Raw genomic sequence first — 20109 nt, 5'->3', positions numbered from 1 at the left:
GCTTCGCGATCCGCGAGGGCGGCCGTACGGTCGGCGCGGGCGTGGTGGCCAAGATCGTCCAGTAAGGCGAATTGCCGGCCGGGTGAGAATCTCCCGGCTGCGTTCATCCGAGGGCTTCACATCGGCTGAACTGTGTATTATACTTGTTAGCTCACTGCCGCTCTGGCCGGGTGCCGGGTGGCGAAAGACAGCGAAATGAGGCGCAGGAAGCGCTTCGAGTTCGCGGGCAAGGATGCCGGTCGTGGGGCTGCGGTCTCGAAACAGGAGATCGTCGGTCACGGCAAGTGAATCAAAGTTGGGCGGGCCGTCATCGGCCCGCCCATGTTTTCGTAGTTTCGAGCAGGTGATCGAGGTCGCGCCCGACAGGGGTGCGGCGAGCGGGTTCGATGAACCCCTCATCGATGAACGACGTTCTTTCAGATTCAAGGACACGGCAATGGCGGACCAGAAGATTCGTATCCGGCTCAAGGCGTTCGATCACCGTCTGATCGATCGTTCGGCGAGCGAAATCGTCGAAACGGCGAAGCGTACCGGGGCTCAGGTGCTCGGTCCGATCCCGCTGCCGACCAAGATCGAGCGTTACACCATTCTGGTGTCGCCGCACGCCGACAAGGATGCGCGCGACCAATACGAGACGCGCGTGCACAAGCGCGTGCTGGACATCGTCGACCCGAACGACAAGACCGTGGACGCGCTGATGAAGCTCGATCTCGCGGCCGGCGTCGACGTCCAGATCAAGTTGCACTGAGGCAGCAGACCATGAGTATCGGATTGGTAGGTCGTAAATGCGGCATGAGCCGCGTCTTCACCGAAGACGGCCGCTCGGTGCCGGTGACGCTGATCGAGGCGACGCCGAACCGCGTGACCCAGGTCAAGACGGTCGAGGTCGACGGCTACAGCGCCGTCCAGGTCACCGCCGGCGCGAAGCGCGCTGCGCTGATCAGCAAGCCGCTCGCGGGTCACTACGCGAAGGCGAAGGTCGAGGCTGGTCGCGGCCTGTGGGAATTCCGCGTCGAAGCGGGCGATCTGGGCAAGTTCGCGGTCGGCGGCGAAGTGAAGGCCGATGAACTGTTCACCGTCGGCCAGAAGGTCGACGTCGCCGGCGTCAGCAAGGGCAAGGGTTTCCAGGGCACGATCAAGCGTCACCATTTCACGATGGGCGACGCCACGCACGGCAACTCGCTGTCGCATCGCTCGCCGGGCTCGATCGGCCAGCGCCAGACGCCGGGTCGCGTGTTCCCGGGCAAGAAGATGGCCGGTCACATGGGCAACGTGAACCGTTCATCGATGAACCTGGAGGTCGTCAAGATCGACAGCGAGCGTCACCTGATCGCGATCAAGGGTGCGGTTCCGGGTGCTCCGGGCGGCAACGTGATCATCCGTCCGGCCGTGAAGTCGAAGTAAGGAGGACGCCATGGAACTCAATGTTGTTGGCGCCAAACCCGTGACCGTCTCCGAGGCGGTGTTCGGCAAGGAATTCCGCGAAGACCTCGTGCATCAGGTCGTCGTGGCGTATCGCAACGCCGGCCGTGCCGGCACCAAGGCGCAGAAGACGCGCTCGGAAGTCAGCGGTACCACCAAGAAGTCGAAGAAGCAGAAGGGCGGCGGTGCGCGTCACGGCGCGCTGAAGGCGCCGATCTTCGTCGGCGGCGGCGTGACGTTCGCGGCCAAGCCGCGCAGCTTCGCGCAGAAGGTCAACCGCAAGATGTTTCGCGGTGCGATGGTTTCGATCCTGTCGGAGCTGAACCGTCAGAACCGCATCTCGCTGGTCGAGTCGTTCGGAGTCGAGCAGCCGAAGACGAAGGCGCTGGTCGCCAAGCTCGGCGAGCTGCAGGCGGAAGGCCGCGTCGTCCTGGTCGCCGAGAATGCGCCGGAGGCGCTGTTCCTGGCCGCGCGCAACGTGCCGTACGTCCACGTCGTCGACGTCGCCGCGCTGGATCCGGTCAGCCTCGTCGGCGCGGACAAGGTCGTGATGACGGTCGAATCGCTCAAGCGCATCGAGGAGTGGCTGGCATGAAAGAGCAGCTTTTCAGCGTCCTGCGCGCACCGCACATCTCCGAGAAGAGCGCGCGCCTGCAGGAGCTCAACCAATACGTGTTCGAAGTTGCGCAGGGCGCGACGAAGGCCGACGTCAAGGCCGCGGTCGAAGGTCTGTTCAGCGTCGAAGTGCAGTCGGTGAACCTGGTCAATCAGAAAGGCAAGGCTCGTTCGTTTCGCAACCGCGCGGGTACGCGCGGCAGCAAGCGCAAGGCTTACGTTCGCCTCGCCGATGGCCAGACCATCGACGTGACCGCCAAGGCTTAAGGTGGATATGGACGCCTCAGGCGTTCATGGAAATCAGGAAAAAACATCATGGCACTGATTACAGTCAAACCCACCTCTGCCGGACGCCGCGCCGTCGTGCGCGTGGTCACGCCCGGATTGCACAAGGGCGACCCGTACCGTCCGCTGACCGAATCGCAGTCGAAGACCGGTGGCCGCAACCACTACGGTCGCATCACGACGCGCCACAAGGGCGGCGGTTCCAAGCAGAACTACCGCATCATCGACTTCAAGCGCGACAAGGAAGGCATCGCCTGCCGCATCGAGCGCATCGAGTACGACCCGAACCGCACCGCGCACATCGCGCTGCTGCTGTTCGTCGACGGCGAGCGCCGCTACATCATCGCGCCGAAGGGCGCGAAGGTCGGTGATCAGCTGATTTCCGGTCACGACGCGCCGATCAAGGTCGGCAACTCGCTGCCGCTGCGCAACATCCCGATCGGCTCGACCGTGCACTGCATCGAAATGAAGCCCGGCAAGGGTGCGCAGATCGCGCGTTCCGCCGGCGCCTCGGCGCAGCTGGTCGCGCGCGAGCAGGGTTACGCGACGCTGCGTCTGCGTTCGGGCGAAATGCGCAAGGTTCCGGCCGAGTGCCGTGCAACGATCGGCGAAGTCGGCAACTCCGAGCACAACCTCGAGAAGCTGGGCAAGGCCGGCGCGAGCCGCTGGCGCGGTGTGCGCCCGACGGTGCGCGGCGCGGCGATGAACCCGGTCGACCACCCGCACGGTGGTGGCGAGGCCAAGGCCGGCCAAGGCAACCCGCATCCGGTGTCCCCGTGGGGCATGCCGGCGAAGGGTTACAAGACACGCAAGAACAAGCGCACGACGCAGTTCATCGTCCGCGATCGCAGGGGCTAATCCATGCCACGTTCTCTCAAGAAAGGTCCGTTCGTCGATCACCACCTGCAGAAGAAGGTGGACACGGCGAGCGCCGCAAACAACAAGCGCCCGATCAAGACTTGGTCGCGCCGCTCGATGATCGTGCCGGAGATGGTGGGCCTGACGCTCGCCATCCACAACGGTCGCCAGCACGTTCCGGTGCTGGTCAACGAAAACATGGTCGGCCACAAGCTCGGCGAATTCGCGGTCACGCGGACGTTCAAGGGGCATTCGGGCGACAAGAAGGCTGAGGCCAAGAAGTGACGGTGAGCACGATGGAAGCGAAAGCGATCCTGCGCAGCGCGCGCATTTCCCCGCAGAAGGCCCGCCTGGTCGCCGATCAGGTGCGCGGACTCAGCGTGGACCGGGCGACCAACCTGCTCGCGTTCAGCGACAAGAAGGCGGCTCACCTGATCAAGAAGGTGCTGCTGTCGGCGGTCGCCAACGCCGAGAACAATCTCGGTGCGGACGTGGACGAGCTGAAGGTCGCGAAGATCTTCGTCGACGAGGGGGCGATCATCAAGCGCATGCATGCGCGTGCGAAGGGTCGCGGTTCCCGCATCTCCAAGCGCACGAGCCACATCACCGTGGTTGTCGGCGAATAAGGCACAGGATCGAAACGATGGGTCACAAAGTCAATCCAATCGGTATCCGCCTGGGCATCGCCAAGGACTGGAACTCCAAGTGGTTCGCGAACAAGCGCGAATACGCCCAGTATCTGGGCGCGGACCTCAAGGTGCGCGAGCTGCTGAAGAAGAAGCTCGCCCAGGCCGGCATCTCCAAGATCCTGATCGAGCGTCCGGCCAAGACCGCGCGCGTGACGATCCACACCGCCCGTCCGGGCGTGGTGATCGGCAAGAAGGGTGAGGACATCGAGAAGCTGCGCAAGGAAGTGTCGCAGGTGATGGGCGTTCCGGCGCACATCAACGTGACCGAAGTGCGCAAGCCCGAGCTCGACGCGCAGCTGGTGGCCGAATCGATCGCCCAGCAGCTCGAGCGCCGCATCATGTTCCGTCGCGCGATGAAGCGCTCGGTGCAGAACGCGATGCGCCTCGGCGCGCTCGGCATCAAGGTCAACGTCGGTGGCCGCCTGAACGGCGCCGAGATCGCGCGTTCGGAGTGGTATCGCGAAGGTCGCGTGCCGCTGCACACGCTGCGCGCCGACATCGACTACGGCTTCGCCGAAGCGAAGACCACGTACGGAATCATTGGCGTGAAGGTGTGGGTCTACAAGGGCGAGATCTTCGACCTGCACGCTTCACAGCAGGAAGCCAAGGCCGAGGCGGCGGAAGAGCGTCCGCAGCGTCGCGCGCCGAAGGCGGGAGCGTAAGTCATGCTGCAACCCAAGCGCACCAAGTACCGCAAGGTCCAGAAAGCCCGCAACCGCGGCCTGGCCTACGTCTCGAACAAGGTCAGTTTCGGCGAGTTCGGCCTGAAGGCGACCACGCACGGCCACCTGACCGCACGTCAGATCGAAGCCGCCCGTCGTTGCATCACGCGCTTCGTCAAGCGCGGCGGCAAGCTGTGGATCCGCGTGTTCCCGGACAAGCCGATCTCGAAGAAGCCGATCGAAGTCCGCATGGGCAACGGCAAGGGCAACGTCGAATTCTGGGTCGCTCCGATCCAGCCGGGCCGCATGCTGTATGAAATGGAAGGCGTCACCGAGGTCGAAGCGCGCGAGGCGTTCCGCCTGGCCGCGGCGAAGCTGTCGGTGCAGACTCAATTCGTAACCCGGACGGTGCTGTGATGGAACTCCAGGAACTCCGCCAGAAGAACACGGAGCAGCTCGTCGAGCACCTCGCCGAACTGCGTCGCGAGCAGTTCAATCTGCGCATGCAGAAGGGCTCGGGCCAGCTCGCGCAGACGCACCAGTTCGGCCGCGTCCGCCGCGAGATCGCGCAGGTCAAGCATCTGCTCGGCAGCAAGAAGCAGGGGCAGTGAGATGAGCGAGAACGAAAAGATCCAGCGTACCCTCGAAGGGCGCGTCGTCAGCAACAAGATGCAGAAGACGGTGACCGTCCTGCTCGAGCGCCAGGTGCAGCATCCGCTGTACGGCAAGATCGTGCGCCGCTCGACCAAGGTGCATGCTCACGACGAAGCCGGTGAGTGCAAGGAAGGCGACGTCGTCCGCATCGCGGAATGCCGTCCGCTGTCGAAGACCAAGAACTGGCGCGTCGTGAAAGTCGTCACGCGCGCTGAAATCTGAGCGTGGAGCAGAGGAGTCAAGCGACATGATCCAGATGCAGACCACGCTGGCCGCGGCGGACAACAGCGGCGCGAAGGAACTGATGTGCATCAAGGTGCTCGGCGGCTCGAAGCGCCGCTACGCCGGCATCGGCGACATCATCAAGGTTTCGATCCGCGACGCGATTCCGCGCGGCAAGGTGAAGAAGGGTGAGGTCTACGACGCCGTCGTCGTGCGCACGCGCAAAGGTGTGCGTCGCGCGGACGGATCGCTGATCCGCTTCGACGGCAATGCCGCCGTCCTGTTGAACAACAAGCTCGAGCCGATCGGCACCCGTATTTTCGGACCGGTCACGCGTGAGCTGCGTGGCGAGCGATTCATGAAGATCGTTTCGCTCGCGCCGGAAGTTTTGTAACGAGGTTGATGTCATGAACCGTATCCGCAAGGGCGACCAGGTTCTGGTTATCGCCGGCAAGAACAAGGGCCAGAGGGGCGAGGTGACGCGCGTCGCGGGAGATTCCGTGTTCGTGCAGAACATCAACCTCATCAAGCGCCACACGAAGCCGAATCCGCAGGCGAACCAGCCCGGCGGTATCGTCGAGCGTGAGGCGCCGGTCCATATTTCCAACGTAATGCTGTTCAACACCGCCACCGGCAAGGGTGAGCGCGTGGGCTACAAGACGCTCGACGATGGGCGCAAGGTCCGCGTGTTCCGTTCCTCCGGTGAAGTGGTTGACGCTTGAGGTCCGCTGCAATGACGACGCGTCTTGAAACAATCTACAAGGAACAGGTCGTGCCGAAGCTCGTCGAGCGTTTCGGCTACGCCAACCCGATGCAGGTCCCGCGCCTGACCAAGATCACGCTGAACATGGGCGTGGGCGAGGCCGTGGGCAACAAGAAGATCCTCGAGAACGCGGTCGCCGACATGGCCAAGATCGCGGGACAGAAGCCGATCGTGACGCTGTCGCGCAAGGCGCATGCGACGTTCAAGATCCGCGAGAACTGGCCGATCGGCTGCAAGGTCACGTTGCGCCGCGCCCGCATGTACGAGTTCTTCGATCGCCTGATCAACATCTCGCTGCCGCGCGTGCGCGACTTCCGCGGTATTTCGGGACGTTCGTTCGACGGCCGCGGCAACTTCAACATGGGCTTGAAGGAACAGATCATCTTCCCGGAGATCGACTTCGACCAGATCGACGCGCTGCGTGGCATGGACATCGCCATCACGACGACCGCGCGTACCGACGAGGAAGCGAAGGCTCTGCTGGAAGCGTTCAAGTTCCCGTTCCGCAACTGATCGACCAGGACCCAATCATGGCAAAGCGTTCGATGATCAACCGCGACGTGAAGCGGGAGAAGCTGGTCAAGCAGCACGCCGCGAAGCGCGCCGAGCTGAAGAAGATCGTTTCCAGCTCGACCGCCTCGTACGACGAGAAGCTGGCCGCGGCGACCAAGCTGCAGAAGCTGCCTCGCGATTCGAGTCCGTCGCGCCAGCGCAATCGCTGTGCGCAGACCGGCCGCCCGCGCGGTGTCTACAGCAAGTTCGGCCTGGGCCGTCACAAGCTGCGCGAAGCGACCATGCGCGGCGACGTGCCGGGTCTGCGCAAGGCCAGCTGGTAAGCGTCACCGTCCCACAAAAAATTTTCGGAATCCGCGCTGCGGGTTCCGGGATATCGATGCCAGAGAAGGAATGAATCATGAGCATGACTGATCCCATCGCCGACATGTTCACGCGCATCCGCAACGCGCAGGCCACGGGCAAGCGTACCGTGGCGATGCCGGCGTCGCGCGTGAAGCAGGCGATCGCGACCCTGCTGAAGAACGAAGGCTACGTCTCCGACGTGCAGACCGTCACCGAGGACGGCAAGCCGAAGCTCGAAATCGCGCTGAAGTATTACGAAGGCAAGCCGGTCATCGAGCGCATCGAGCGCATCAGCCGCTCGGGTCTGCGCGTCTACCGCGGCAAGGACGCGCTGCCGAAGATCCTCGGCGGACTCGGCATTTCGATCGTCTCGACCTCGTCCGGCATCATGACCGACGCGCAGGCCCGCAAGCAGGGTCTGGGCGGCGAAGTCATCGGTCTGGTCGCCTAAAGTTCCGGGAGAGACAAAGCCATGTCACGTGTAGGAAAGAAGCCCGTCGCACTGCCGAAAGGCGTCGAATGCCAGGTGCAGGCCGATGCGATCACCGTGAAGGGCCCGAAGGGCACCCTCCAGATCGCCGCGCCGGCTGGTGTCGACGTCGCCATCAACGGCGGAGAGATCCAGCTGAAGGCGCAGGGCGACAACGATCACAAGATGGCCGGTACCGCGCGCGCGCTGATCAACAACATGGTCAAGGGCGTGAGCGAAGGCTATACGCGCAAGCTCGAGCTGGTCGGCGTCGGCTATCGCGCCGCGCTGCAGGGCAAGGACCTGAACCTCAGCCTCGGTTTTTCGCACCCGGTGCTGTTCAAGGCGCCGGAAGGCATCACGATCGAGGTTCCGGCGCAGACCGAAATCCTCATCAAGGGTGCCGACAAGCAGCGCGTCGGCGAAGTCGCCGCGAAGATCCGCGCGTTCCGTCCGCCGGAACCCTACAAGGGCAAGGGCGTGCGTTACTCGGGTGAACAGATCACGATGAAGGAAGCCAAGAAGGCGTAAGTGCGTTGCCCCTGCGTGTGGAAGTGGCCATTCCAGGCCGCATTTCCCACCAGAAGCAGCAAACCGGCCGATCCGCTTCTCGGAGAACTACAGTGGAAAAGAACATCGCAAGACTGCGTCGTGCCAAGTCCACCCGTGCGCGCATCCGTTCGCTCGGCGTGCCGCGCCTTTCGGTGCATCGCAGCGCGCAGCACATCTACGCGCAGGTCTTCAGCGCCGACGGCGAGAAGGTCGTGGCGGCTGCCTCGACCGTGCAGAAGTCGCTGGCCGAAGGCCTGAAGGGCACCAAGAACAAGGCGGCTGCGGCTGCCGTCGGCAAGGCCGTCGCGGAAGCGGCGCTGAAGGCCGGAATCGAAACGGTCGCGTTCGACCGCTCCGGTTTCCGTTATCACGGTCGCATCCAGGCTCTGGCCGATGCGGCGCGCGAAGCGGGACTGAAGTTCTAAAACGGTGGCACCTGATGGGGGATTCGTCGGCAGCGAGCCTGCTCCGTCGAGTCTCCGGTCACGAATCGCCGATCACGGCAACATCACAATTCTAAGCGGCATCGCCGCAAGCAGAAGTCCGCATCCCACGGGAGCGGCATCAAAGGTGAAACATGGCGAACAACAACGAACGTGAAAGCGCAGATGGCTTCCTCGAGAAGCTGATCGCGGTCAACCGCGTGGCGAAGACCGTCAAGGGCGGCCGTCAGATGAGCTTCACCGCTCTGACGGTGGTCGGCGACGGCGACGGTCGCGTCGGCTTCGGTTACGGCAAGGCGCGTGAAGTGCCGGTCGCGATCTCGAAGGCGATGGAGCGTGCGCGCAAGGGCATGATCAAGGTCCAGCTCAACAACGGCACGCTGTTCCACGCGGTCAAGGCCAACCACGGCGCGGCGAAGGTGTTCATGCAGCCGGCGTCCGAGGGTACCGGCGTGATCGCCGGCGGCGCGATGCGCGCCGTGCTCGAGGTCGTCGGCGTCAAGAACGTTCTGGCGAAGGCGGTCGGTTCGCGCAATCCGATCAATCTGGTGCGTGCGACGATCAACGGTCTGCAGGCGATGGTGTCGCCGGAGCGCATCGCTTCCAAGCGCGGCAAGTCGGTCGACGAGGTTCTGGGCAATGGCTAAGACGAAGAAGGCGGCGGAAGGCAAGACCATCCGCGTGCGTCTGTTCAAGAGCATCAACAGCTGCCAGGAGCGCCACCGCATCAGCGTGCGTGCGCTCGGCCTGCGCAAGCTCAACGACGTGCGCGAGCTGAAGGATTCGCCGTCGGTACGCGGCCTGATCAACCAGGTCAGCTACCTGGTCCGCATCGAAGAAAGCGCTTAAGCAGCGGCGCGCTCGCCGCGCTCACCCGTTCAGGAGTTACGTCATGCGTCTCAATACACTCAAGCCAGCTGCCGGCGCCCGCAAGGACCGCGTCCGCGTCGGCCGCGGCATCGGCTCCGGCCTCGGCAAGACCGCCGGCCGCGGCCACAAGGGCCAGTACGCGCGCAAGGGCAAGGGCAAGGTCAAGGCCGGTTTCGAAGGCGGCCAGATGCCGCTGCAGCGCCGCCTGCCGAAAGTCGGCTTCCGCTCCAAGAAGGCGCACGAAGTCAGCGAAGTGCTGCTGTACAAGCTCGACTCGGTCAAGGCCGACGTCGTCGACTTCGACGCGCTGAAGGCCGCCGGCCTGGTGGAAACGCGCGCCGAGCGCGCGAAGATCGTCAAGAAGGGCGAAATCAAGCGCGCCGTCAAGCTCAAGGGCGTGGCGGTGACCGCCGGCGCCAAGGCGGCGATCGAGGCCGCTGGCGGCAGCGTGGAGTAAGACCGTGGCGTCTTCGCAGTCCAACATGCTCGCTTCGCTCGGCAAGTTGACCGAGCTGAAGCAGCGGCTCTTGTTCGTGATCGGCGCGCTGATCGTGTATCGGCTCGGTTCGTTCATCCCGGTGCCGGGCGTCAACCCGGAAGCGATGGGGCGCCTGATCCAACAGGGCGGCGGACTGCTGGACATGTTCAACATGTTCTCGGGCGGTGCGCTCAGCCGCTTCTCGATCTTCGCGCTCGGCGTCATCCCGTACATCTCGGCGTCGATCATCGTGCAGATGTTCGCCACGGTGATCCCGAGCTGGCAGGCCTTGCGCAAGGAAGGCGAGTCGGGTCGGCGCAAGCTGACCATGTACACGCGCTTCGGCACGCTGGCGCTGGCGCTGTTCCAGTCCTTCGGCGTCGCCACCATGCTGCAGACGCAGCAGGGCATCGTGTACTCGCCGGGGCCGGGCTTCATCTTCGCCACCGTCGTCGGCCTCACCGCCGGCACGATGTTCCTGATGTGGCTGGGCGAGCAGATCACCGAGCGCGGCGTCGGCAACGGCATCTCGCTGCTGATATTCGCCGGCATCGTCGCCGGTCTTCCGGCGGCGGTCGTGCACACCCTGGGCATGGCGCAGAGCGGCGAAATGCCGATCATCCGCGTGCTGATCGTGTTCGTGATCGTGCTCGCGGTGACCGCGTTCGTCGTGTTCATGGAGCGCGGCCAGCGCCGCATCACCGTGAACTACGCACGCCGCCAGGGCGGAGCGGGCAAGGCGTACATGAACCAGAGTTCGCACCTGCCGCTGAAGATCAACATGGCCGGCGTGATCCCGCCGATCTTCGCCTCCTCGCTGCTGATGTTCCCGGCGACGGCGGCGACCTGGTTCAACAACTCCAGCCAGATCCATTGGCTGCAGGTGCTGACGTCCTCGCTCGGTCCGGGCGAGCCGCTGCACATGCTGATCTACGCGGCGCTGATCATCGTGTTCGCGTACTTCTACACGGCGCTGACGTTCAATTCGCAGGAGACCGCGGACAACCTCAAGCGCTCCGGGGCGCTGATTCCGGGCCTGCGCCCGGGCAAGGCGACCGCGGACTACATCGACGGCGTGCTGACCCGCCTGACCGGCGCCGGCGCGCTGTACCTGGTGGCGGTGTGCCTGATCCCGGACATCCTGCGCAACGCCTGGCACGTGCCGTTCTACTTCGGCGGCACGTCCCTGCTGATCGTGGTCGTCGTGGTCATGGATTTCACCGCGCAGATCCAGGCGCACCTGGTCTCGCACCAGTACGAAAGTCTGCTCAAGAAGGCGAATCTGCGCGGCCGTTGAGCGGAAAAGCTGCAGTAGGGGGTTGTCGGGACAGGGGTTTCCCGGGAACGGCAATCCGGATATAATGTCAAGTTCTCTGCGCAATCAGTAGTTTTTTTGGAGACAAACAAGCATGGCACGCATTGCGGGTGTCAATCTGCCGGTTCAGAAGCACGTCGTGATCGGCCTGCAGAGCATTTTCGGTGTCGGTCGTTCGCGCGCGAAGAAAGTCTGCGCCGGCGCGGGCGTCAATCCGGCGGTGAAGATCAAGGACCTGACCGAGGCCGAGGTCGACAAGCTGCGCCATGAGATCGCCAAGTTCAGCGTCGAGGGCGACCTGCGCCGCGAAGTCGGCATCTCGATCAAGCGCCTCATCGACCTCGGAACCTACCGTGGTCTGCGCCACCGTCGCGGCCTGCCGCTGCGCGGCCAGCGTACGCGCACCAACGCTCGTACCCGCAAGGGTCCGCGTCGCGCGATCAAGAAGTAAGACGTCATCGGCGGCAAGCCGGCCGGGACGGCCGGTCGAGTTTTCCGGTCGGGACGACCGTAGACCATCTGAAGTCCGACCAGGACGGTCGGTCTTTCTTTCGATCAGGACGATCGTGGAAGTGCAAGATTTCGAGGATCCTCCGGACCTATGAACAAGCCGGTTGCAGTCAAGGCAAAGAAGAAGACCAAGCGCGTGGTGACGGACGCCGTCGCCCACGTGCAGGCTTCCTTCAACAACACCGTGGTCACGATCACCGATCGCCAGGGCAACGCGCTGTCGTGGGCGACGGCCGGCGGTGCGGGTTTCCGCGGATCGCGCAAGTCGACGCCGTTCGCCGCGCAGGTCGCCGCCGACAAGGCAGCGCGCGCCGCGGCCGACTACGGCATCAAGACCGTCGAAGTGCGCATCAAGGGCCCGGGCCCGGGTCGCGAGTCCGCCGTGCGTTCGCTGAACAACGCGGGCTTCAAGGTCACCAACATCATCGACGTGACGCCGATTCCGCACAACGGCTGCCGTCCGCCCAAAAAGCGTCGCGTGTAAGGAAGAAACAAGAATGGCACGTTATCTCGGCCCCACCTGCAAGCTCGCGCGTCGCGAAGGCGCCGACCTCAACCTCAAGAGCCCGGCCCGCGCGCTCGACTCCAAGTGCAAGCTGGAGCAGAAGCCCGGCCAGCACGGTGCCACCGGCGCCAAGCGCGGCCGCCTGTCCGACTACGGGGTGCAGCTGCGCGAAAAGCAGAAGGTCAAGCGCATCTACGGCCTGCTCGAGCGCCAGTTCAGCTCGTACTACAAGAAGGCGTCGGGCCAGAAGGGCAACACCGGCGAGAACCTGCTGCGCATTCTCGAATCGCGCCTGGACAACGTCGTCTACCGCATGGGCTTCGCAGTCACCCGCGCCGGTGCGCGTCAGCTCGTTTCGCACGCCGCGGTGCGCGTCAACGGCAAGAAGGTGAACCTGCCGTCGTATCAGGTGCGTCCGGGCGACGAGATCGCGCTGTCGGAGCGTGCCAAGAGCCAGCTGCGCGTGCAGGAAGCGCTGACCGTTTCGCAGGAAATGGACCTGGTGCCGACCTGGATCGAGGTCGACGCGAAGAAGGGCGCTGGCCTGTTCAAGACGCTGCCCGAGCGCTCGGACCTGCCGTCCGACATCAACGAAAGCCTGATCATCGAGCTCTACTCGAAGTAAAACCCCCGCCGCGGCTGGATTTTCGCGGCAAAAACACCATATAGAGCCCTCTCGGGGCTCTTGGAGTCAACGTCATATGGCGGGATCGTCCACCAACGTGCTGCGTCCGCGCGGCATCAACGTCGAGCGTATCGGCACCGACCGCGCCAAGGTCGTGGTCGAGCCGCTCGAGCGCGGCTTCGGCCATACGCTCGGCAACGCGCTGCGGCGCGTGCTGCTGTCTTCCATTCCGGGCAGCGCGATCATCGAGGTCGAAATCGACGGCGTGCTGCACGAGTACACCACGCTCGAAGGCCTGCAGGAAGACGTCATCGAGGTTCTGCTGAACCTCAAGGACGTCGCCATCCGCATGCACGGCCACGACGAGACCACGCTCACGCTCAGCAAGAAGGGCAAGGGCGTCGTCACGGCGGCCGACATCAAGGTCGATCACACGGTCGAGATCGTCAATCCGGACCACGTGATCTGCCACCTGACCAAGGACATCGCGCTGAACATGCGCCTGAAGGTCGCGCGCGGCGTCGGCTACCAGCCGGCCACGGCGCGTCGCCTGCCGGACGAGGAAGCGCGTCCGATCGGCCGCCTGCAGCTCGACGCCTCGTTCTGCCCGGTCCGCCGCGTCGCCTACAACGTCGACAGCGCGCGCCTCGAGCAGCGCACCGACCTCGACAAGCTCGTGCTCGACGTCGAGACCAACGGCGCGATCGACGCGGAAGAAGCCGTGCGCAAGGCGGCCGAGATCCTGCAGGACCAGATCAGCGTGTTCGGCGACTTCACGCGCCGCGAAAGCGCCGATGCGAAGACCGACAAGAGCGGCGTCGATCCGGTGCTGCTGCGTCCGATCGACGATCTGGAACTGACCGTGCGTTCGGCGAACTGCCTCAAGGCCGAGAGCATCTACTACATCGGCGATCTCGTGCAGAAGACCGAGGTGGAGCTGCTCAAGACGCCGAACCTCGGCAAGAAGTCGCTGACCGAGATCAAGGACGTGCTGTATCAGCGCGGCCTGCAGCTCGGCATGAAGCTCGACAGCTGGCCGCCGCCGGGGCTCGTTCACGGCATGCAGCTGGGTTGACGCGATCCTTCGTGATCGCTCAGTAGTAAGGGCCCCGGCGAGTTTGCATGAAATGCCCTCGCCGGAGTCCAAAGCGACCGTCCCTGGTCGCGCTTTTCAAATACAGCCCGTTCTTTTGTAGGGCTGACATAAGCGGGTAACCGCGGGAATCCGGACGCAAGCGCCGGTTTCTCATAACAATCGAGACAAGAGGAATTCCCCATGCGTCACCAGAAAGCCGGCCGCAAGTTCAACCGGACCAGCAGCCATCGCGAAGCGATGTTCAAGAACATGGCCTCGTCCCTGTTCAAGCACGAGCTGATCCGCACCACCCTGCCGAAGGCGAAGGAACTGCGCCGCGTCGCCGAGCCGCTGATCACGCTGGCCAAGACCGACAGCGTCGCCAACCGCCGTCTCGCCTTCGCGCGTCTGCGCGACAAGCAGGCCGTCGGCAAGCTGTTCGTCGAGCTCGGCCCGCGCTACCGCGAGCGCAAGGGTGGCTATCTGCGCCTGCTGAAGTGCGGCTTCCGCGTCGGCGACAACGCGCCGATGGCGTACGTCGAGCTGGTCGACCGCCCGCGCGTCGCCGCCGAAGAATCCGCCGAAGGCTAAAAACCTCCCTCCGGTCGCCGCGCAGCGCTTCGGAATTTCCGATGACGCCGACGGGCGACCGCAGCGTCGACGCCGGTGGCGAACCGGCGTCGGTCCCGCGCCCGGTGTCCTTCTCCGGGCGCTGGCCCACGCGGCTCCTCTGGCTGCTCCTGGCTGCGCTGTACCTGGTCGCGACCTGGGTCGCGATGCGCGGCGTCACGCCGTACGCCGACGAGCTGGTGCACTTCCCGCAGATCGACCTGTTCCGGCAGGGAGTCTTCCGGATCGCCAGCGATTTCCTGACCACCACGCCCGGCTACCACGCGGCCTCCGCCGCGCTCATGGCACTGTTCGGCGGGCACACCGTCGGTGACGCCCGCGCGGTGAACGCGCTGTTCGGCGTGATCGCCATCGCGGGCTTCTACGCGCTCCGTCGCACGCTCCATCCGGGCACCCAGTCGCTGGCCTCGATGCAGTTCGCCGTGCTCCCGCTGCTGGCATCGCTGTTCTTCGTCGTCTATACCGACGTCCTTTCCCTCGCGCTGATCCTCTGGGCCGCCGTCGCGACGTTCAACGGCCGCCACTGGTGGTCCGCCGCGATCTTGCTGGTGGCGCTGGGCGTGCGCCAGAACAACGTGCTGTGGACGGTGTTCCTGGCCTGGCTCGTCGCCTGGCCGCTGCTGCGCGAAGGCGGAATCGCAGCCTGGCGCGGCGTGCTCGCGCGTACGCTGCCGTACCTCGTTCCGCTGGCCGCGTTCTTCGTGTACTGGCTGTGGAACGGCTCGATCTCGCTGAACCGGCCGGTCGCCCATCCGGACCTGACCCTGCACGCCGGCAACGTGTTCTGCCTGCTATTCCTCATGGGGGCGCTGTTTCCGCTGCACGTCGCCGCGGGGCTGGCCGAATTTCCTGTCCTGGTGCGTCGCCACCCCTGGCTCGCCATCGTGCCGCTGCTGGTGTTCGCGGCGTTCTGGTGGGGATACCAGGCCGACCATCGCGACAATGCCGTCATGCCGGAATGGTTCCTGCGCAACGGGCTGGTGATGGCCGCGTCGACCGATCCGATGACGCGCGCCTGGACCGCCCTGGTCGCCACCCTCGGCGTGACCGGCTGGATGTCGACGCGGCTGCGGCCGCGCGAAGCGTACTGGCTGGTGCCGTTCTCGATCGGATTCCTCTCGCTGTCGTGGCTGATCGAGCAGCGCTACGCCCTGATTCCGCTGGCGTTCTGGCTCGCGTTCCGGCCGATGCGCGGCCGCTTCGTCGAATGGGCGAACTTTGCGCTCTGGCTGGCGGTCACGGTCCTGGTCGTGCAGGGGACGTTGCGATGGAAGTTCTTCCTGTAGCGTGCCCGGCGAGAATCCCTTCCGACAACAGCCGAGAGTCTCCGTGAGCATCCTTCGTCCTTTCGCGTGGCCGTTTCGAATGCAGTTCCTGTTCGGCGCACTGGCCTGTGCCGCACTGCTCGCCTACGCGTTCTACGAGCAGTTCCAGATGGGCCTGGAGCCCTGCCCGAAGTGCATCTTCCAGCGCGTGGCGTTCCTGGCGATGGCGGTGTTCTTCCTGGCCGGCGCCGCGCACGGCCCGGGCGCGGTCGGCCGCCGCGTCTACGCGATCCTGGTCGCGATCGCATCGGCGGTCGGTGCGGTCGTCGCGATCCGCCACCTGATCGTGCAGTTCTCGCCGAAGGATCCGCTGATGGACGGCTGCGGTCCGGGGCTCAACTACCTGATGGATTCGTTCCCGATCGCCGAGGCGATCAAGAAGGCCTTCATGGCGACCGGCGACTGCGGCGAGATCGGCTGGACCTTCCTCGGCCTGACCATGCCGGCCTGGACGCTGATCTGGTACGTGCTGCTCGGTGCCGGCGCGCTCTGGGCCGGTTTCCGCAGGCGCTGAACGGGTATCGCGTGGCTCGGAGGGGCCGGCTTCGTGACGTAGGCGCGGCGGCGGTCCTTGTGGCATGATCGTTTTCCGCACTGCAGCAACCACGTGATCGCCATGAGGTCCCTCGAGCGCAACATTGGTCCCGTCCGCGAAGCCGCCGGCTGGTCGCCGTCGTCCTGGTACGAGCGCCCGCAGCAGCAGCAGCCGGTGTATGCGGATGCGAAGGAACTCGAACGGGCGCTGGCGCAGCTGCGCGAGCTGCCGCCGCTGGTCACGTCCTGGGAGATCCTGGCGCTCAAGCGGCTGATCGCCGATGCGGCCGAAGGCAAGCGCTTCGTGCTGCAGGGCGGCGACTGCGCCGAGAGTTTCGACGACTGCAGCTCGCCGCCGATCTCCAACCGCCTCAAGGTCATGCTGCAGATGAGCCTCGTGCTGGTGCACGGGCTGCGCCTGCCGGTGGTGCGCATCGGCCGCTTCGCCGGCCAGTACGCCAAGCCGCGCTCGGCCGACACCGAGACGCGCGACGGCGTGACCCTGCCGTGCTACCGCGGCGATCTCGTCAACGGTGTCGCGTTCGACGCGCAGTCGCGTCGCGCCGATCCGCAGCGCCTGCTGCGCGGCCACGCGCATTCGGCGATGACGATGAACTTCGTGCGCGCGCTGATCGACGGCGGCTTCGCCGACCTGCATCACCCCGAATACTGGGACCTGGCCTGGGTCGAGCACTCGCCGCTGCAGAGCGAATACCGCCAGATGGTCGAAGCCATCGGCAACTCGCTGCGCTTCATGGAGACGCTGGCCGGCGAGTCGATCGGCAGCTACCAGCGCGTGGATTTCTACACCTCGCACGAGGCGCTGGTGCTGCACTACGAGCAGGCCCTGACGCGGCAGGTGCCGCGCCACTGGGGCTGGTTCAACCTGTCCACGCATTTCCCGTGGATCGGCATGCGCACGGCGCAGCTCGACGGCGCGCACGTGGAATACTTCCGCGGCATCCGCAATCCGGTCGCGGTCAAGATCGGTCCGTCGGTGACGCCGGACCAGCTGCTGCGCCTGGTCGAGCTGCTCGACCCGGACAACGAGCCGGGACGCCTGACCCTGATCCACCGCATGGGTGCGGAGAAGATCGAGAAGGCGCTGCCGCCGCTGCTGGCCGCGCTGAAGGCGAGCGGACGCAAGCCGCTGTGGATCTGCGATCCGATGCACGGCAACACCGAAACGGTCGGCGGCGGGGTCAAGACGCGCCGCTTCCAGAACATCCGCGCCGAACTCGACCACGCCTTCGACGTGCACGCCGCGGTCGGCACGCGCCTGGGCGGCGTGCATCTGGAGCTGACCGGCGAGAACGTCACCGAGTGCCTCGGCGGCGCCCGCGACCTGACCGAAGCCGACCTCGCGCGTGCGTACAAGTCGCAGGTCGATCCGCGCCTGAACTACGAGCAGTCGCTCGAACTGGCCATGCTGATCGTGCGCAAGCGCGGCGGCCTGCAGGCGCCGCGCTGACGCCGCGAAGCCACGGGCACGCCCGTGGCTTCGAAACGCTCAGATCGCCGCCTCGATGTCCGGCAGGCTGATGCGCGCCTTGGTCAGCACCATGCCGAGATTGGCCGACTTGCGGCAGACGAACACGACCACGTAGTCGGCGAAGCGCTTGCCGCGCAGGAAGACGTGGATCAGGTTGTCGCTGTTCACCAGCAGCTCCTGGAAGTAGTGGTGGTCGTCTTCCTTGATGCCGCGCGCGCGCTTGAACAGCTTTTCGATCGTCATGACGTTCGGCCCGGCGAACATGTCGGTCGTGGCGGCGGCGAGCAGGTCGATGACTTCGCGCGGATGCGAGTCGACCGTCTTGATCGCCAGAAGCATGCCCGATGCAAGGTCGACGACGCCGCCGGCGACGCACTCCGGAACGGTTCCCATCGATTTACTCAGCGCGGCTTCGATACTCATGGACGTGGCTTCTCCAAGTGGTTGGGGGGAAAGGTGCCGCGTGCGCGGCTTCCGGCTCACGCCGGGGTGATGGAAAGCAGGTGGGCTTCGAACGCGTGCAGGAATGCCTCCTGCTCGTCGGTCTGCACGAAGGCGGGATCGATGCGGCGGATGCGATCGAGTGCGGCGTCGGCGGTCAGGCCCTCGGCGATCAGCCAGCCGGCCAGGATCGTGCCGGTGCGGCCGATGCCGGCGCGGCAATGCACGGCGAGCACCTCGCCGCGATCGAGCATCGTCGTCATGCGGCGCGCGAGCATGCGCATCTGCCATGGTGCCGGCGCGTCGCGGTCGTAGATCGGCAGGTGCAGGTTGCGCAGGCCGTGGCGGCGCAGCGATTCCTGCGGCAGGTCGCGCCGCGTCAGCGTGATCAGCGAGGTGACGCCGACCACGCGCAGGCTGGCGAGGTCGTGCTCGATGTCGACCACCGCCCCCGGCAGCGGCGTGCTGCCGACGCGGCCCGGCACGATCCACTTGAATCCGCGCGGCCCGCGGTACTCGGCTTCGGCGCGCACCGCGATCTGCGCCGCCAGCGGCAGCGGCGGCGGCGCGGCGGCGTCTTCGGCGAGGTCTTCCGGCTGCGCATCCGGCGACGGCACGTCGCAGCTGCCGGTGCGCACGAAGTGCTCGGCCAGCGGCGTGGGAGGCTGCTCGAAGAACGTCGTCACGTCCGCGTCGGCCTGGATGCGGCCGCCGGCGAGCAGCAGGATCCGTTCGGCGACCGCGCGTGCGTGCTGCTGGTTGTGCAGCACGACCAGCACGCAGCGCTCGCGTCCGAGCATGCGCACGAGCTCGAGCACGGGTGCGCTGGAATCGTCGTCGAGGCCGGTGGTGGGTTCGTCGATCATCAGCAGCGGCGGCGACGCCACGGCCTCGCGCAGGATCGCCACGCGCCGCCGGTCGCCGACCGGCAGGTCGATCACGGTGCGGTCGAGCCACGCGACGAGGTCGCCGCAGGCCAGGCGCTCCAGTTCCGCGGCGGCGCGATGGCGCAGTTCCAGCGGCGAAAGACCAGGCACCGCGCTGCGCAGGCCGCCGGCCAGCGCCTCCAGCACCGAGGTGCCCAGATGCTGGGGATCCTGCAGCACCAGCGACGGCACGTGACCCGCGCCGAGCACGGCGCCGGCGAATTCCGCGCGGCCCCAGCTGTGGAAGCGCGAGTTCGAGACGTTGAGGCCGGCGAGCGAACGCAGCAGGGTGGACTTGCCGGTGCCGGACGGGCCCATCACCCCCGTGACGCCGCGCGGCGGCAATGCGAAGTCGATCTCGGCGAGGATCACGCGCTGGCCGAACGCGACGCCGTAGGATTCCAGCGACAGGATCGCGTTCGCGTGTCGCGGATTTTGCGCGCCGTCCGGCGGAGCGGGAGGTCGCTGGGCGTGATCCATGGCATCGCACCGGTCGAATGGAAGAGCGCCGCAGCGGGCCGCGGGTCCCGCCATGCGCAAGCCTTCCCCGCAGCGCCGTCGCCGGCGCCGGACAGGGCTTCCACTGGGCGAAACCATCGCGCCCGCCGTTGCGGCGGCCGAACGTCGTCCGACTGGCGAAAGACTGCAGACTCCGCTCTTTCAAGCAGTCGTGAGTTCAATCGACGGTCTGGAACTCGGTCTTCATTCAAGCTTCGGCATTGTGCACAAAGTGTGAAATACTACTTAGTACACAAATGAAAAATTATTTTCTTGCGATTTCGTCCGTGCGCGTTGCGCCGCCCGGCACGGCAGCGCCGGATGCGCAGGGTCGCATCGCGCGAAGAAGCGCGGCGCGGCAAGGAACACGATGGGTGCGGCGAGGATCGATTG

The 20109-nt window shown here is 65.5% G+C and carries 32 protein-coding genes; 30 read left to right on the top strand and 2 right to left on the bottom strand.

What is annotated here, in order from left to right; translation table 11 throughout:
• Positions 1-436 precede the first annotated feature (436 nt).
• The 30 genes from rpsJ to ACFO6Q_RS18820 all read left to right on the top strand — a co-directional run bounded on the left by rpsJ (position 437) and on the right by ACFO6Q_RS18820 (position 17830).
• Positions 437-748, top strand: coding sequence for a 30S ribosomal protein S10 (gene rpsJ / locus ACFO6Q_RS18965; protein WP_291186485.1), 312 nt, complete (start codon positions 437-439; stop codon positions 746-748).
• Between the two features lie 11 nt (positions 749-759).
• Entirely contained in the window at positions 760-1404 is a 645-nt protein-coding gene (rplC, locus tag ACFO6Q_RS18960) for a 50S ribosomal protein L3 (protein WP_380022698.1), read from the top strand.
• 10 nt (positions 1405-1414) lie between these two features.
• On the top strand, positions 1415-2017 hold the full coding sequence (gene rplD / locus ACFO6Q_RS18955; protein ID WP_380022696.1) for a 50S ribosomal protein L4: 603 nt from the start codon (positions 1415-1417) through the stop codon (positions 2015-2017).
• A complete protein-coding gene (rplW, locus tag ACFO6Q_RS18950) occupies positions 2014-2304 on the top strand; it encodes a 50S ribosomal protein L23 (protein WP_380022695.1) in 291 nt (96 codons plus the stop codon). Before rplD ends, rplW begins: the two co-directional genes overlap by 4 nt.
• 48 nt (positions 2305-2352) lie before the next feature.
• Positions 2353-3180, top strand: a complete 828-nt coding sequence (gene rplB / locus ACFO6Q_RS18945; RefSeq protein ID WP_380022693.1) for a 50S ribosomal protein L2 — start codon at positions 2353-2355, stop codon at positions 3178-3180.
• Positions 3181-3183: 3 nt separating this feature from the next.
• Complete coding sequence (gene rpsS / locus ACFO6Q_RS18940; RefSeq protein WP_380022692.1) at positions 3184-3465, top strand: 30S ribosomal protein S19; 282 nt, start codon at positions 3184-3186, stop codon at positions 3463-3465.
• Between the two features lie 11 nt (positions 3466-3476).
• Positions 3477-3806 carry a 50S ribosomal protein L22 gene (gene rplV / locus ACFO6Q_RS18935; protein WP_380022706.1) on the top strand — a complete coding sequence of 110 codons (330 nt, stop codon included), beginning with the start codon at positions 3477-3479 and terminating at the stop codon, positions 3804-3806.
• 17 nt (positions 3807-3823) lie between these two features.
• Complete coding sequence (gene rpsC, locus ACFO6Q_RS18930) at positions 3824-4531, top strand: 30S ribosomal protein S3 (protein WP_380022691.1); 708 nt, start codon at positions 3824-3826, stop codon at positions 4529-4531.
• A 3-nt stretch (positions 4532-4534) separates the two neighbouring features.
• Positions 4535-4948 (top strand): 50S ribosomal protein L16, encoded by a 414-nt coding sequence (gene rplP / locus ACFO6Q_RS18925; protein WP_380022690.1) that lies wholly within the window; start codon positions 4535-4537, stop codon positions 4946-4948.
• Positions 4948-5142: a 50S ribosomal protein L29 gene (rpmC, locus tag ACFO6Q_RS18920; protein ID WP_380022688.1), complete on the top strand. Its 195-nt coding sequence runs from the start codon at positions 4948-4950 to the stop codon at positions 5140-5142. The genes rplP and rpmC overlap by 1 nt, the downstream gene beginning before the upstream one ends.
• 1 nt (position 5143) lies before the next feature.
• Positions 5144-5407: a 30S ribosomal protein S17 gene (rpsQ, locus tag ACFO6Q_RS18915; RefSeq protein WP_380022686.1), complete on the top strand. Its 264-nt coding sequence runs from the start codon at positions 5144-5146 to the stop codon at positions 5405-5407.
• A gap of 25 nt (positions 5408-5432) precedes the next feature.
• A complete protein-coding gene (gene rplN / locus ACFO6Q_RS18910; protein ID WP_291186492.1) occupies positions 5433-5801 on the top strand; it encodes a 50S ribosomal protein L14 in 369 nt (122 codons plus the stop codon).
• A 13-nt stretch (positions 5802-5814) separates the two neighbouring features.
• On the top strand, positions 5815-6129 hold the full coding sequence (gene rplX / locus ACFO6Q_RS18905) for a 50S ribosomal protein L24 (protein WP_380022684.1): 315 nt from the start codon (positions 5815-5817) through the stop codon (positions 6127-6129).
• A gap of 11 nt (positions 6130-6140) precedes the next feature.
• The gene (gene rplE, locus ACFO6Q_RS18900; RefSeq protein ID WP_380022682.1) at positions 6141-6683 is read left to right on the top strand and encodes a 50S ribosomal protein L5; all 543 of its coding nucleotides are present in this window, start codon (positions 6141-6143) and stop codon (positions 6681-6683) included.
• A 17-nt stretch (positions 6684-6700) separates the two neighbouring features.
• The gene (gene rpsN, locus ACFO6Q_RS18895; protein ID WP_380022680.1) at positions 6701-7006 is read left to right on the top strand and encodes a 30S ribosomal protein S14; all 306 of its coding nucleotides are present in this window, start codon (positions 6701-6703) and stop codon (positions 7004-7006) included.
• 77 nt (positions 7007-7083) lie between these two features.
• Entirely contained in the window at positions 7084-7479 is a 396-nt protein-coding gene (gene rpsH / locus ACFO6Q_RS18890; protein WP_380022679.1) for a 30S ribosomal protein S8, read from the top strand.
• A 21-nt stretch (positions 7480-7500) separates the two neighbouring features.
• Entirely contained in the window at positions 7501-8028 is a 528-nt protein-coding gene (gene rplF, locus ACFO6Q_RS18885; RefSeq protein WP_380022677.1) for a 50S ribosomal protein L6, read from the top strand.
• Positions 8029-8120: 92 nt separating this feature from the next.
• Positions 8121-8474 carry a 50S ribosomal protein L18 gene (gene rplR, locus ACFO6Q_RS18880; RefSeq protein ID WP_380022704.1) on the top strand — a complete coding sequence of 118 codons (354 nt, stop codon included), beginning with the start codon at positions 8121-8123 and terminating at the stop codon, positions 8472-8474.
• Between the two features lie 152 nt (positions 8475-8626).
• Positions 8627-9139, top strand: coding sequence for a 30S ribosomal protein S5 (gene rpsE / locus ACFO6Q_RS18875; RefSeq protein WP_380022675.1), 513 nt, complete (start codon positions 8627-8629; stop codon positions 9137-9139).
• Positions 9132-9341, top strand: coding sequence for a 50S ribosomal protein L30 (gene rpmD / locus ACFO6Q_RS18870; RefSeq protein WP_380022674.1), 210 nt, complete (start codon positions 9132-9134; stop codon positions 9339-9341). Before rpsE ends, rpmD begins: the two co-directional genes overlap by 8 nt.
• A 43-nt stretch (positions 9342-9384) precedes the next feature.
• Complete coding sequence (gene rplO, locus ACFO6Q_RS18865; protein ID WP_380022672.1) at positions 9385-9819, top strand: 50S ribosomal protein L15; 435 nt, start codon at positions 9385-9387, stop codon at positions 9817-9819.
• A gap of 25 nt (positions 9820-9844) precedes the next feature.
• Positions 9845-11137, top strand: a complete 1293-nt coding sequence (gene secY / locus ACFO6Q_RS18860) for a preprotein translocase subunit SecY (RefSeq protein WP_380022703.1) — start codon at positions 9845-9847, stop codon at positions 11135-11137.
• A 112-nt stretch (positions 11138-11249) separates the two neighbouring features.
• Positions 11250-11606 (top strand): 30S ribosomal protein S13, encoded by a 357-nt coding sequence (rpsM, locus tag ACFO6Q_RS18855; protein ID WP_380022671.1) that lies wholly within the window; start codon positions 11250-11252, stop codon positions 11604-11606.
• 150 nt (positions 11607-11756) lie between these two features.
• Positions 11757-12149, top strand: coding sequence for a 30S ribosomal protein S11 (gene rpsK / locus ACFO6Q_RS18850; RefSeq protein WP_291184965.1), 393 nt, complete (start codon positions 11757-11759; stop codon positions 12147-12149).
• A gap of 13 nt (positions 12150-12162) precedes the next feature.
• Positions 12163-12795: a 30S ribosomal protein S4 gene (rpsD, locus tag ACFO6Q_RS18845; protein ID WP_380022669.1), complete on the top strand. Its 633-nt coding sequence runs from the start codon at positions 12163-12165 to the stop codon at positions 12793-12795.
• A gap of 76 nt (positions 12796-12871) precedes the next feature.
• On the top strand, positions 12872-13870 hold the full coding sequence (locus ACFO6Q_RS18840; protein ID WP_380022668.1) for a DNA-directed RNA polymerase subunit alpha: 999 nt from the start codon (positions 12872-12874) through the stop codon (positions 13868-13870).
• A 201-nt stretch (positions 13871-14071) separates the two neighbouring features.
• Positions 14072-14461, top strand: coding sequence for a 50S ribosomal protein L17 (gene rplQ / locus ACFO6Q_RS18835; protein WP_380022667.1), 390 nt, complete (start codon positions 14072-14074; stop codon positions 14459-14461).
• A gap of 41 nt (positions 14462-14502) precedes the next feature.
• On the top strand, positions 14503-15786 hold the full coding sequence (locus ACFO6Q_RS18830; RefSeq protein WP_380022666.1) for a Dol-P-Glc:Glc(2)Man(9)GlcNAc(2)-PP-Dol alpha-1,2-glucosyltransferase: 1284 nt from the start codon (positions 14503-14505) through the stop codon (positions 15784-15786).
• Between the two features lie 49 nt (positions 15787-15835).
• Positions 15836-16339 carry a disulfide bond formation protein B gene (locus ACFO6Q_RS18825; RefSeq protein WP_380022701.1) on the top strand — a complete coding sequence of 168 codons (504 nt, stop codon included), beginning with the start codon at positions 15836-15838 and terminating at the stop codon, positions 16337-16339.
• Positions 16340-16441: 102 nt separating this feature from the next.
• A complete protein-coding gene (locus ACFO6Q_RS18820; protein ID WP_380022665.1) occupies positions 16442-17830 on the top strand; it encodes a class II 3-deoxy-7-phosphoheptulonate synthase in 1389 nt (462 codons plus the stop codon).
• A 39-nt stretch (positions 17831-17869) separates the two neighbouring features.
• On the opposite strand, the gene ACFO6Q_RS18815 is transcribed toward ACFO6Q_RS18820, so the two are convergent.
• Both ACFO6Q_RS18815 and ACFO6Q_RS18810 read right to left on the bottom strand, forming a co-directional pair.
• Complete coding sequence (locus ACFO6Q_RS18815; protein ID WP_380022664.1) at positions 17870-18274, bottom strand: hypothetical protein; 405 nt, start codon at positions 18272-18274, stop codon at positions 17870-17872.
• Positions 18275-18330: 56 nt separating this feature from the next.
• Entirely contained in the window at positions 18331-19698 is a 1368-nt protein-coding gene (locus ACFO6Q_RS18810; RefSeq protein WP_380022663.1) for a phosphatase domain-containing protein, read from the bottom strand.
• Positions 19699-20109 lie beyond the last annotated feature (411 nt).

Origin of the sequence: Dokdonella ginsengisoli (assembly GCF_042652785.1) — a bacterium.
GTDB classification, from domain to species: Bacteria; Pseudomonadota; Gammaproteobacteria; order Xanthomonadales; family Rhodanobacteraceae; genus Dokdonella_A; species Dokdonella_A ginsengisoli.
The sequence above is the reverse complement of the archived record's forward strand: the minus strand, read 5'-3'. Positions and strand labels throughout refer to the sequence as shown.